Origin of the sequence: Streptomyces sp. 6N223 (genome assembly GCF_052246635.1) — a bacterium.
Taxonomy (GTDB): domain Bacteria; phylum Actinomycetota; class Actinomycetes; order Streptomycetales; family Streptomycetaceae; genus Streptomyces.
Genome location: NZ_JBQQCA010000013.1, coordinates 76,151 through 88,403, shown reverse-complemented (window position 1 = coordinate 88,403; position 12,253 = coordinate 76,151). Strand labels below are relative to the sequence as shown.

The 12,253-nt window shown below is 72.9% G+C and carries 10 protein-coding genes, 1 tRNA gene and 2 riboswitches; of the genes, 7 read left to right on the top strand and 4 right to left on the bottom strand.

What is annotated here, in order from left to right:
• Nucleotides 1–64 precede the first annotated feature (64 nt).
• The 3 genes from lysA to ACTWQH_RS11185 form a co-directional block, all read right to left on the bottom strand.
• Nucleotides 65–1,462, bottom strand: a complete 1,398-nt coding sequence (lysA, locus tag ACTWQH_RS11195) for a diaminopimelate decarboxylase (RefSeq protein WP_443286286.1) — start codon at nt 1,460–1,462, stop codon at nt 65–67.
• A gap of 70 nt (nt 1,463–1,532) precedes the next feature.
• Complete coding sequence (locus ACTWQH_RS11190; RefSeq protein WP_443286285.1) at nt 1,533–2,327, bottom strand: DALR anticodon-binding domain-containing protein; 795 nt, start codon at nt 2,325–2,327, stop codon at nt 1,533–1,535.
• A gap of 26 nt (nt 2,328–2,353) precedes the next feature.
• Nucleotides 2,354–2,761, bottom strand: coding sequence for a response regulator (locus tag ACTWQH_RS11185; protein ID WP_443286284.1), 408 nt, complete (start codon nt 2,759–2,761; stop codon nt 2,354–2,356).
• A 155-nt stretch (nt 2,762–2,916) separates the two neighbouring features.
• Here ACTWQH_RS11185 and ACTWQH_RS11180 point away from each other — a divergent pair.
• Nucleotides 2,917–2,991 (top strand) — tRNA-Arg (locus tag ACTWQH_RS11180).
• 625 nt (nt 2,992–3,616) lie between these two features.
• On the opposite strand, the gene ACTWQH_RS11175 is transcribed toward ACTWQH_RS11180, so the two are convergent.
• Nucleotides 3,617–4,909, bottom strand: coding sequence for an aminotransferase class V-fold PLP-dependent enzyme (locus ACTWQH_RS11175; protein ID WP_443286283.1), 1,293 nt, complete (start codon nt 4,907–4,909; stop codon nt 3,617–3,619).
• A gap of 16 nt (nt 4,910–4,925) precedes the next feature.
• Nucleotides 4,926–5,044, bottom strand: a riboswitch (SAM riboswitch).
• 20 nt (nt 5,045–5,064) lie between these two features.
• Between ACTWQH_RS11175 and ACTWQH_RS11170 the strand changes: the two genes are divergently transcribed.
• The 6 genes from ACTWQH_RS11170 to ACTWQH_RS11145 all read left to right on the top strand — a co-directional run bounded on the left by ACTWQH_RS11170 (nt 5,065) and on the right by ACTWQH_RS11145 (nt 12,009).
• Entirely contained in the window at nt 5,065–5,247 is a 183-nt protein-coding gene (locus ACTWQH_RS11170) for a putative leader peptide (RefSeq protein WP_443286282.1), read from the top strand.
• 290 nt (nt 5,248–5,537) lie between these two features.
• Nucleotides 5,538–5,646: riboswitch (SAM riboswitch) on the top strand.
• A gap of 111 nt (nt 5,647–5,757) precedes the next feature.
• Nucleotides 5,758–6,957 carry a peroxidase-related enzyme gene (locus tag ACTWQH_RS11165; protein ID WP_443286281.1) on the top strand — a complete coding sequence of 400 codons (1,200 nt, stop codon included), beginning with the start codon at nt 5,758–5,760 and terminating at the stop codon, nt 6,955–6,957.
• Between the two features lie 56 nt (nt 6,958–7,013).
• Complete coding sequence (locus ACTWQH_RS11160) at nt 7,014–8,093, top strand: ABC transporter substrate-binding protein (RefSeq protein ID WP_443286280.1); 1,080 nt, start codon at nt 7,014–7,016, stop codon at nt 8,091–8,093.
• 6 nt (nt 8,094–8,099) lie between these two features.
• Entirely contained in the window at nt 8,100–9,230 is a 1,131-nt protein-coding gene (locus ACTWQH_RS11155; protein ID WP_443286279.1) for a FecCD family ABC transporter permease, read from the top strand.
• Nucleotides 9,227–10,057, top strand: coding sequence for an ABC transporter ATP-binding protein (locus ACTWQH_RS11150; RefSeq protein ID WP_443286278.1), 831 nt, complete (start codon nt 9,227–9,229; stop codon nt 10,055–10,057). The genes ACTWQH_RS11155 and ACTWQH_RS11150 overlap by 4 nt, the downstream gene beginning before the upstream one ends.
• Complete coding sequence (locus tag ACTWQH_RS11145) at nt 10,054–12,009, top strand: FAD/NAD(P)-binding protein (RefSeq protein ID WP_443286277.1); 1,956 nt, start codon at nt 10,054–10,056, stop codon at nt 12,007–12,009. The genes ACTWQH_RS11150 and ACTWQH_RS11145 overlap by 4 nt, the downstream gene beginning before the upstream one ends.
• Nucleotides 12,010–12,253 lie beyond the last annotated feature (244 nt).

Here is a 12,253-nt window from a genome sequence, read left to right as displayed (position 1 = left end):
TGCCCCATGCACGTTCAGTATGCGGACTCCGACTGACAACGCCCTGACTCCCACCCGGCGGGACTCAGCCGACGTCGAGGCGGAGCAGGTCCTCCTCCGTCTCGCGCCGCACGATGACGCGGGCCTCGCCGTCCCGGACCGCGATCACCGGCGGGCGCGGCGTGTGGTTGTAGTTGCTGGCCATGGAGCGGCAGTACGCCCCGGTGGCGGGCACGGCCAGCAGGTCGCCGGGGACCACGTCGGCCGGCAGGTAGGCGTTGCGGACCACGATGTCGCCGCTCTCGCAGTGCCTGCCGACGACCCGCACCAGTTCGGGCGGGGCGTCGGAGGCGCGGGACGCCAGCGCCACGGCGTACTCGGCGTCGTACAGCGCGGTGCGGATGTTGTCCGACATGCCGCCGTCGACGCTGACGTAGGTGCGCAGGCCGTCCAGCGGCTTGACGGTGCCGACCTCGTAGAGGGTGAACGCCGTCGGCCCGGCGATCGCCCGCCCCGGCTCGACGGAGAGGCGGGGCAGCGCCAGCCCGGCCGCCTCGCACTCGCGGGCGACGATGTCCCCCAGGGCCTTGGCGATCTCGTGCGGCTCGCTCGGGTCGTCCTCGGAGGTGTAGGCGATGCCGAGGCCGCCGCCGAGGTCGATCTCGGGCAGCTCGACGCCGTGCTCGTCGCGCACCGCGCTCAGCAGGCCGACGACGCGGCGGGCGGAGACCTCGAAGCCGGCCATGTCGAAGATCTGCGAGCCGATGTGGGAGTGGATGCCGACCAGTTCCAGGCTGTCGCCGTGCGCCAGCACCTTCCTCACCGCCTCGGCGGCGGTGCCGTCGGCGAGGGCGAGGCCGAACTTCTGGTCCTCGTGCGCGGTGGCGATGAACTCGTGGGTGTGGGCCTCGACGCCGACGGTGACGCGGACCTGCACCCGCTGGCGTACGCCGTGCCGCCGTGCCGCCCGGGCCACGCGCGCGATCTCCTGGAAGGAGTCGAGCACGATCCGCCCCACCCCCGCCTCGACGGCGCGGTCGATCTCCGCCTCCGACTTGTTGTTCCCGTGCATCGCGATACGCCCGGCGGGCATCCCTCCCGCCAGCGCGGTGGTCAGCTCCCCGCCCGTGCAGACGTCGAGGTTCAGCCCCTCCTCGTGCAGCCAGCGGACGACGGCGCGGCTGAGGAACGCCTTGCCCGCGTAGAAGACGTCGGCGCCCGGGCCGAACGCCTCGCGCCAGGCGCGGCAGCGGGCGCGGAAGTCGTCCTCGTCCAGGACGTAGGCGGGGGTGCCGTGGGCGGCGGCGAGCGTGCGGACGTCGATGCCGCCGACGGTGAGGACGCCGTCGGCCTGGCGGCGTTCGACGGTGCGGGCCCAGACCTTGGGGTCCAGGGCGTTCAGGTCGGCGGGCGGCGCGGTGTAGTGCCCCTCGGGCAGCACGTCGCCGTGCCGGGGCCCGGCCGGGTGGGCGGAACGGCTCATGGAAAGGGACCTCTTGCTGGCTTCTGTATCTGGCTGTGTCTGTCGGCGGGCCTGTCGGCGGTCGTCCGCGCTAGAGACGGTCGGGTGCGCTGATGCCCATCTGGTGGAGGCCCTCCGCGAGCACCGTCCCGGCCGCCTGGGCGAGGGCGAGCCGGGCGCGGTGGACGGCCCCGGGTTTCTCGTCGCCGAGCGGCAGCGTGTGCCGCTCGCGCTCGGCCGTCAGCAGCGCGTCGGCGGTCATCCGGAGCCGCCCGGGCCCGAGCCTGCCCTCGCCGAGCAGCCGCAGCAGGGCCCGCTCCCCGGGGTGCGGGTAGGCGCCCCGGAACGCCCCGGGCTCGGGCGTCAGTCGCAGCGCGTCCGCCGCCCGCTCCAGAGCGCGGCTGCGGGCGTGGGCGTAACGCACCAGGAAGAGCGGGTTCGACTCCCGCTGCACGAGCAACGCCGCCCGGTCCTTGTCCTTGCCCTTGTCCTTTACGCCGGTGATCTCGGCCCAGCGGGCTGCGTCCCGCGCCGGGTCCTCGGGCAGCGGCGGCGCCGGGCGCGGCCGGGCGAGGATCTCCCGCAGCAGCGCGGCGTCGGAGCCGTCCGCCAGCGTGATGGTGAGGAACCCCCCGCCGGCGACCTCCACGCCGCGTACGCCGGGCTCGCGCAGCAAGCGCGTACGCAGCACCCCCGCCACCTCGGGCGCGCTCCGCCCGGCGGGACCGGCCAACCGCAGCGCTATGCCCGTGGCCCAGCCCCCGCCCGCCGACCGCAGCGGCACCCGGTCCGGGACGGCCACCGCCACGCCCGCGCCGAGCTCACCGCCATCGACCGCGCGGCGCACGCTGCGCAGCACGGCATCGGACAGCTGGGCCGGAGTCACGCGCCAAGCCTACGAGAGCCGCGGCCTCACTCCGCCACCGATTTCGCCAGCCGGACGGCGGGCGTGCGCCCCTCCGCCCACAGCCGGCGCACCAGGCACACCAGCTGCGCGGGCTCGAACGGCTTCGCCAGCACCGCATCGACCCCTCGCGGCGGCTCCCCCTGCCCGGCGCTGGCGCTGACCAGCAGCAGCGGAATGTGCCCGACCCGCGGATCCGACCGCAGCCGACGCACGGTCCGGAGCCCGTCGAGCCGGGGCATGGCGATGTCGAGCGTGATGACGTCAGGCTGGAAGTGCTGCACCGCCTCCAGACACTCCGCGCCATCGGAGGCGGTCATGACCTCGAAACCGTCGAGCTCGAGGTTGACCCTGATCAACTGCCGGATGACCTGGCTGTCGTCAACGACTAGGACCCGGCCGGGAGCGGCTGGCACACAGCCAGGGTAAGCGCGCTCCCGCCCCCGCGTCCGGGATTCCGCGAATCTCTACCCGGGAGTAGCGCCCTCCGCACCCACGTACGGAAACACCGGTGCGGGACCCCCCTGCCGAGCTGGTAGGGTTCTACCCGTCGTCACGTGAAGCGACATCCGCCCCCGTAGCTCAGGGGATAGAGCAACGGCCTCCGGAGCCGTGTGCGCAGGTTCGAATCCTGCCGGGGGCACCATCAGTTTCTGTGTTTTCCCAGGTCAGGTGTTGTCCTGGCCTGTCCTCGCGATAAACACATCGCGGCTGCCTCATACCCCTGCTGCTGCCAGAAAGCCCAGGTCAGCAGCCTGATCATGGACAGTTCACCGAGGACGCGACGTTTGCGCGGGTGGGAACCCAAGGGGGACCCAGTACATGGGAACAAAGACACGGGGTTGGCTCGATCGGTGATGCGCTGCTGAGCGACCTCGGCGACAGGACGGCCGGACTCTACGAGGTCGAGGACCTTGCGGCGGGACTCGGGCGGGTGGCTGCGGGGCATGTGGGCCTCCAGAGGCGCCGGATGACTGATCGTCCAGCAACCCGACTCCACCGAACCCGGGGCACATCACACACTCATCGAAACTCGGGTCAGCTCAGCGTGCCAGGAGATCGCGATGTGGTCGGCCATGGCGGGCCGCCGAACCCGTCGCCGCGAGTGAGGAACACCCCACCAGCCCCAGCGGTCTCGACGGCCGGCGGCAGCCCGTGCGGCAGCCGCTGGTCCTCGGTCGCCGGGCACGGAGGGGACATGGCTGAGCAGTGGGAGGCCGATCCGACGGCGTCCTTCGCGCCCCGGAGAGCGACCGGGGCGGCTGGGAGCGTCAGTCCGGCGGACCGGCGGCGGCCAGTTCGCGGACCGCGCGCACCAGTCGTTCGATGTGCTCGTCCGGGGTGCCTGCGCCGAAGCTCGCCCGGACGGCCTTCAGCGGCCCGTCGCAGTCCCCGTCTCCGTCCTCGGCCCTGTCACCGAGGAGGGCTTGTACCAGCGGGTGGGCGCAGAACAGCCCGTCGCGCACGCCGATGCCGTACCGATCGGACAGCGCGCGGGCGAGCGCGCCGCTCTCCCAGCCCGCCACTACGAAGGACACCACGCCGACCCGGGGCGCGTCCTGGCCGAACAGCCAGAGCACCCGCACGCCGGGTGTCTCGGCCAGGCCCGTCAGGAGGGAGGCCAGCAGGCGTTCCTCGCGTGCCACCAGGGCGGGGAACCCCGCCGCGTCCAGGGCTCGGCAGGCGGCGGCGAGGGCGTAGGCGCCGACGACGTTCGGAGAACCGGCCTCGTGCCGCACCTCCGGCGCGGTGTGCCAGGTGACCTCGACCCCGGCATCCGGCGACGCGCTGACGACCGCGCTCGCGCCGCCGCCCGCCAGGTACGGCTCGGCGGGGCTGAGCCAGTCGGCCCGCCCGGCCAGCACGCCGGCACCGAAGGGTGCGTAGAGCTTGTGCCCGGACAACGCCACCCAGTCCACGCCGAGGGCCGCGATGTCCACCGGGCGGTGGGGCGCCAACTGCGCGGCATCCAGCACCGTTCGCGCCCCGAACGAGCGCGCCGTGGCGGCGAGGTCGGCCACCGGCCACAGCTCGCCGGTGACATTCGAGGCTCCCGTCACGCACAGCAGCTTCGGCCCGGGGGCGGCCTGGGCGAGCGCGGCACGCAGGATGGCGACGGCCTGCTCCGGCGTGCTGGGCGCGGGCAGGCAGGTCACCGCCGCGCGGCCGTGCCGGTCCCAGGGCAGCAGCGCGGCGTGGTGCTCGGTGGCGAAGACAAAGACCTGGCAGCCCTCGGGCAGCGCGCCGGCCAGCAGGTTGAGCGAGTCGGTGGTGGAGCGGGTGAAGATCAGCGCATCGTCGGGACGGCAGCCGAGGAACGCCGCGACCGTCGCCCGGCTCTCCTCGAACAGTTCGGTGGAGAGTCGGGAGAGGTACCCGGCGCCGCGGTGCACGCTGCCGTAGGAGGGGAGGAAGGCGGCGACCTCGTCCCAGACGGCGCGCAGCGCGGGCGCGCTGGCGGCGTAGTCCAGCGCGGCGTACGGGACGTCTTCGCCGGTGTCGAGGGGCGCGCGGACCTCGGCTCCGAGAACGGGCAGGCAGGCGGAAACAGTGGTGACAGGCATGACGGAGCTCTCTCCTTGACCGTGCTTGCCGACGGCCTCGCTTGCCGACGGCCAGGTCATCACCCGGGGCACCCCGCCACGGTTGGAGGGTTGCCGGACAGCGGGCCGGGGCCGTGGTCGCTGTCACTCGTGACCTGCCGGAACGTTAACCCGCCATGCGCGGCCATGGAATCCCGTGTCCGCATGGCGAGACGAGGGTGTCACCGACCAGCCTTGACAACCGCGGGGCGCTCCCCGAAAGTTGCAATATGCAGCCATTGCCCCGCCTGACGTCGCGCCGACACATCGATCTGCGCCGTGTCACCGCGTCCTCCTGTCTGGCTGCCGCCGGCCTCTGAGCCGCCCCTCCGGACACCGCCAGCCGTCGGCTCGCGCGCTGACCGCTCGCGCGCACCGCACCACCAGCCCGATGGTTGACCATGCTCCGGGGGATCAGCGATTGCGTCCCGGCGCTCGCCGGTCTGGCGCATGCGGTCGCGCGCAGCATGCGCCAGCGGGGAGAGGCCCAGCCAGTCAGGCACGCGCGGTGGAGAGCCGGGACGGCTTGCTGCCCGCATCGCGGATGACTGGGTCTCACATTCCGGACTGAGGTTTTCTCAGTCTCTGCGGTCGGCTAGCTTGACGAGCAGGTCAAGAGTGCCAGCGCGAAGTCCCGGCTAGCTGGCCGGCAACCCTCCTGCACGGCGGGGTGCCCCCGGGAAGACGACCCGGCTGCGGTGATGCGGCAAGCGTGCTCCTGGCGAGATCTCGTCTTCGTCTTCGACGGTTTCGACGCGTTTGCGGCGTGCCTCGGCCACCACGCGACCAGGCAACAAGCACCACGTACCAAGCACGACGAGGCGGACCCCATGAGCACCACTCCCGACGCGGCGTCAAGCGACGCCACGCACAAGGACACCGCGGACCGCGGGCCGGCCGACGACGACATCGGGCGGCTGGCCGGGCTGGACGAGCGGATCGAGGCGGCCCGCGCCGCGAAGCCGCAGGTGTCCGCGCACGCTCAGGAAGCGGGAGCGGCGCTGTTCAGCGGGGAGGCGCCGGTGAGCGGCCCGGTGCGCCGGGGCTTGGCCGCGCTGGCCGCGCGCTGGCACGGGGCGGAGGACCTCGTTCGCGACCACGCGGAGCGGGGTGCCGACCCCCTGCTGTGGCACGACGAACTCCCAGGCGACCCCGCGTTGCGGGCGGCGGCGGCCCACATCGATCTCGTCACCGTCTCCCCGGCGTTGGCCACGCGCGAGGATCTGGACCGGCTGGCCGACGCGGGTTGGTCCACCGACGCGATCGTGACGATTTCCCAGACCGCGGCGTTCACGGCCTTTCAGGCGCGTGTCATCCAGGGCCTGCGCCTGCTCCAGGGTCGTGACCCGGCCGCAGCGCCCCCGCCGGCGCGGCACACGCCCGGACGTGGTCGCGCCAAGAGCACCGCGCGGACGGCGGCCAACGGGCGTGAGCGGCCGGTGGCGTACACCCGGGAACTGTTGTCCTGGACCGCGTGGGTGCCCCCGGTGCCCGACGGGGAGCTCACGCCCGAGCAGGAGGCGTCTTTCCGGGGCAAGACCAACGGCGAGTACTTCCGGCTCCTGGCGCGGCTGCCCGCGGTCCTGGCGGCCCGCACCAGGCTGGATGCCGCGATCTTCGCCACCCTCGAGGGCCTGCCCCGCGCCGAGCGCGAGCTGGCCGCGGCGGCGACCAGCAAGGTGACCGACTGTGTGTACTGCGCCTCCGTGCACGCCCGGAAGGCCGCCCAGATGTCCCGGCGCCCCGCGGACGCGGACCGGCTCCTGGGGGCCAGGCTGGAGCGGGACGCCGACTGGGTGCCCCGGCGTACCTCTCCGCTGGCCGAAGGCCAGGACTCCCGCTGGGCCGCGATCGTCGAGTTCGCCGCGGCGTTGGCCACCACCCCGGTCAGCGCCACAAGCGCCCACGTGGACCGGCTGCGCGCCGAAGGGCTCACCGACGCCGAGCTGGCCGACCTCGTGGCGGCCACGGCCTTCTTCGCCTGGGCGAACCGGCTGATGCTCAGCCTCGGCGACCCCTACTGGCCGTAACGCCGCGCCGACCGCCAGAACAACCCCTCCCAGAACCATCCCGGAACGGAACCGCCATGAGACAACGCCTGCCCCGCGCAACCGTCTTCGCCACCGCGACTGCCGTCGTGCTCCTCGCCGGTGCCTGCGGCACCGTCACCGAGGAGTCCGAGGAGGGCACCGGGGGCGGAGGGGAGGGGTCCCTCACCGTCGTCGACGACGTCGGCCGCACCGTGGAACTCGACGGACCCGCCGAACGCGCCGTCGTCCTGAACAGCTACGGCAACGAGTTCGCCCAGGCCATCGGCGCAGGCGAGAAGGTCGTGGGCTACGACCGCGTCTCCGCGGACCGCCTTCCCTACCTGGATATATCCGGCGACGAGGTGGTCAGCGAGGACCTTCAGGAGATCAACTACGAGGCCGTCGCGGAACTCGACCCCGACGTGTTCGTCCTGCCCCGCAACGGGGCCTGGCAGGCGGCCAGCGAGCAGCTTGAGCCCTTCGGCATCCCCGTGGTCGTGGCCACCGCCTGGGACTTCGACGTGTTCCACGAGACCGTGGAGCTGCTGGGCGAGGTCTTCGGCGAACCGGAGGGGGCCCAGCGGGTCTCCGGCTTCTACGACGAGATCTTCGGGTTGATCAGCGACCGAGTGGCCGGCACCGAGCCCGTGCGCGTGTACTGGGAGACCGTGGAGCCCTACCTCACCGGTCTGCCCGGCTCGGGCTTCGACCAGATCATCGTGGCCGCCGGTGGCGAGAACATCTTCGGCGACCTGGAGACCGGCGGAGACGAGCAGGCCGAGACCACGGTGGATCCGGCCGCGATCCTGGAGCGCGACCCGGAGGTCGTGGTCCACGAGTTCGAGCCCTCCGCCGAGCCCACCGGCCAGGGCCGGTTCGACACGCTGGGCCAGGAACTGACCGGCCGGGCCGGCTGGCAGGACCTCGCGGCGGTCGGCGACGACCGCGTCTTCGTGACCAACGGCTGGGCCACGAGCGGCCTGTCCAAGGCCATCGGGGCGCTCTACCTGGCGAAGTGGCTGCACCCCGAGGAGTTCGCCGACGTCGAGCCCGGCGACTACCTGGCGCGGTGGGCCGAGGAGTTCCAGGGGACGGACTTCCCGGGCGAGGACGCGTACATCCAGAAGGTGGGCTGACGCGCGATGAACGCCTCCCCCGGTGGCCCGGCGACCGCGACTCGCCCCCCGTCCCCCGAATCCGCCGCCCCCGAGCGACTCCGGGGCCGTGCCGGCCTGCGCTCCCGCGAGGCGTGGACGGGGCGGCCCGCGGTGCTGGTGGCCGGCACGGTGCTGTCCGTCCTCGTCTCCGCCTGGTGCGTCGCCGCCGGGACGGCCGACGCCGGGCTCCTCGACGTGTGGCGCGCAGTTCGCCTCCGCGTCTTCGGCGGCGTACTGACCGAGGACTTCGCCCAGACATACGCCATCATCATCAACCTGCGGCTGCCCCGGGTGCTGCTCGCCTTCGCGGCCGGCGCCGCGCTGTCACTGGCGGGCGTGGTCATGCAGGGCCTGTTGCGCAACCCGCTGGTCAGCCCCTTCACGCTCGGGGTCTCGCCGGCCGCGGCGTTCGGTGCGGGACTCGCGATCCTCTTCTCCGGCGGATCGGCCGGCTCGGGGTCGTGGCTGGTCATCGGCAGCGCGCTGGGTACCGCGCTGGCCGTCTCCGCGCTGGTCCTGGGGCTGGCGTCCGCCAAGGCGATGTCCACCGCCACTCTGCTCCTGCTGGGAATCGCGCTCACCCAGCTCTTCGAGGCGGGAACCGCCGCCCTCCAGTTCGTGGCCGACGAGAACACCCTCCAGGCGATCGTGCGATGGACCTTCGGCTCCGTGAACGACGCCGACTGGAACGACGTCCTGCTGGTGGGGGCCCTCACGCTGGCCGCCCTGCCGCTCCTGCTGTGGTTCAGCCGCGACCTCAACGCCATCGCCTTCGCCGGTGACGACGCCGCCAGGAGCCTCGGCGTGAACGTCACCGCGGTGCGGGTGGGACTCATCGTGGTCTCGGTGGTGCTGGCGGCGGTCGTGGTGTCCTTCTGCGGCGTGATCGGCTTCGTCGGCCTGGTGGGCCCGCACATCGCCCGCCTGGCCATCGGCGCGAACCACCGGTACCTGCTGCCGTTCTCCTTCCTGACGGGAGGACTGCTGCTGGTGATCGCGGACACCGTGGGGCGTACGGTGCTGGCGCCGTCGGTGATTCCGGTCGGCATCGTCGTCGCCTTCATCGGCGCTCCCGTCTTCATCAACCTCGTTCTGACCAGGAGGGCCGCGCAGTGACGACAGCGACGACAGCGAGCCTCGACGTTGCCTCGGTCCGGTTCTCCTACCGGCGCAGCCCGGTCCTGGAGGGCGTCGACCTGCGAGTGGCGGAGGGCGGTTTCTGCGCCCTGCTCGGCCCGAACGGGTCCGGGAAGTCAACCCTCATCAAGATCATCGCCCGGGTGCTGTCCCCAGCGGCCGGCACCGTCTCCTTCGGCGGCCGGCAACTGCTGGCCATCCCCCGCCGCGAGCACGCCCGTGTCGTCGCCTACGTCCCGCAGTCGGGAGCGACACCGTTCGAACAGACCGTACGGGAGGCCGTGCTGCTCGGCCGCACCCCGCACATCGGGCTACGCCCCGCCCGGCGGGACTGGGAGATCGTGGACGCCGCGATCGAACGCCTGGACCTGGCTGGGCTGCGCAAGCGCCCGCTGTCCCAGCTCTCCGGCGGTCAGGCCCAGCGGGTGCTCATCGCGCGCGCCCTGGCGCAGCAGCCCCGCGTGCTCCTGCTGGACGAGCCCACGTCCGCGCTTGACCTGCGGTACCAGATCGAGACGCTCCAGATCATCCGGTCGGTGACCCGGGAGGAAGGCGTCACCGCGCTCATCGCCATCCACGACCTCAACCACGCGGCTCACTTCTGTGACCAGGCGGTCTTGCTGGACGGCGGTCGTGTCGTCGCCGACGGACCGCCGTCCCAATCGTTCGACGCCCCCGTGCTCAGCCGGGTGTACGGGCTCGACGTGCGCGTCTCCCAGGGCGAGACCGGTGTGCAGGTACGGCCCGCCGCGCTGGCACCGGCGACGGGCGCCCCGGCCGTGGCATCTCCGACGGAGCCGGTGTGACCGCCCCCGGCGCGGAGCGCGCGACCTTCGACGTGGTCGTGGTGGGGGGCGGGCCCCGCGCGGTCGCCGTCGTGGAGCGGCTGACCGCCCGGCACCGGACCACCGCGCCACCGGTACGAGTGGCCCTGGTGGACCGGACAGAGGTCGGCGCCGGTGCCACCTGGCGCACGGACCAGTCCCCGCTGCTGCTCAACAACACCTACAGCGCCCACACCACCATCTACACCGACGACTCCACGCCGATGACAGGGCCGGTGACGCCGGGCCCCGATCTGATCACCTGGGCGCTCGAGAGCAACCCGCCGCCGGACCGCCCCGCGTGGGTGGCCGAGGAGGCGGAGGGCTTGCGTCCGTGGTCCTATCCGACCCGCCGGATTCAGGGCGTGTACTACCGGGAGCAGCTGGCACGGGCGGAGGGAACGGGACGAGTGGTAGTCACGCCGGTGGTCGGCACAGCAGTGGATCTGGACCCGGTCGCGGACGGGAGCCGTACCGTCCGGCTGGCCAACGGCCGCAGGCTGAACGGCCGCGTCGTGGTACTGGCCCAGGGAATGATCCAGGCCAAGCGCTCGCCCCGGGTGCGGTCCCTCGTGGCGGCCGCGCGGCGGCACGGGCTGGTCTACATCGAGCCGGGCATGCCCGCCGAACGCGACTGGGACCGGGTTCCCGCCGGCGAGACCGCGCTGGTGACCGGCCTGGGCGCGAACTTCTTCGACGTGGTCGCGCTGCTCACCGAGGGACGCGGCGGCCGTTTCGAGCCCGCGGGGGACCCGGCACGGCCGGCACGCCTGCGCTATCTGCCCAGCGGACGCGAGCCGCACCTGGTGGCGGGGTCGCGGCGCGGCCTGCCCTACCGGTCGAAGGCGATCTACCCGTCGGGGTTCCCGCCCCGATACGAACCCCGTCTGGCCACGCGCGCCTGGTTCGAGCGGTTCGGGCGGACGGCGGCCGTGCCCCGGCAGGACTTCCGCCGCGACGTGTGGCTGCAGCTCGCCCGGGAGTTCGCCTGGGCCCATCTCTCCACCCTGCTCGCGCACCATCCGGACGCCGTGGTGCCGGGATCGGGCGAACGGCAACTGCTCGACCGGCTGCGCGCTGCGGCAGGTGACGACGAGGTGGACGACGTCATCGCGAGCACGGTGACCTCCGCCCGCTGGACCCTGCACGTGGCGCGTCTTGACCGGCCCTCCTCTCCCGGGCCCGTCGATCCGCAGACCTGGCAGATGTGGGTGCGCCACCACGTCGAGGATGAACTGGACGCGATGCACGCTCCCCTCACCCACCCGCGCAACACCGTCAACCGCGCCATGGCGGCGCTGCGCGGCCCGGTGCGAGAACTGGTGACCAGCGGCGCCCTGGACGGCGCCAGCGTGGTGAGGGACATCGACGGCTGGTTCACCCCCCTCGGACTCGCCCTGGCGTCCGGGCCGCCGCCGCACCGCACCGCGCAGGTGCTGGCCCTGATCGACGCGGGCGTACTCGAGCTGCTCGGCGAAGACACCGCGGTGACGTACGAGGAGGGCGCGTTCGCCGGCCGCTCCGCGGTGCGGCGGAACGCGCCGGTTCGGGCTCGCACGTTCGTGGAGACCCGCATGTCGAAGGGGGTGGTGACCGACACCGACGACCCGCTGCTCGACTCGCTGCTGCGCTCGGGCAGGGCGCGGCTGCACTGCTGGCCCACCGACCACGGCCCACCGGTGTCCAGCGGCACCCTGGACGTGACCCCGGACGACTTCCATCTCCTTGACGCGAACGGCGTCGCGGACGCGAGAGTGATCGTCCTGGGCATACCGGCGGAGGCCGTGCAACCCGGCTCGGCCATCGGCGCCACCCCGGGCACCCCGTCGCCGTTGCTGGCCGGAGCCGACCGGGCCGCTGCCCAGATCCTCGCCGCGCTCCGGGACACCCGACCGCCCTCACCGACAGCGACGGCGGCACGATCCGAAACGTGATCAGCGGCGAGGGTGCGGCCCGTCTTCTTGCGCCCATTGCCCCCATGACCAACCAGGCAGGCCAACTGGGTTATCGCCCTAGCCGGACAATGTGTTCAATGGTCAGGCTCAGCCCGCTGACCTGCGGATTCTGCTGTTCCCATGTTCCGGGTCCCCTGCCGGGGGCACCCGAGATGATCAGCCGAAAGACCCCGTGACCAGGGCGTTTGCCCGGTCCGGGGTCGTTGTGCGTGTGCAGCCGGAT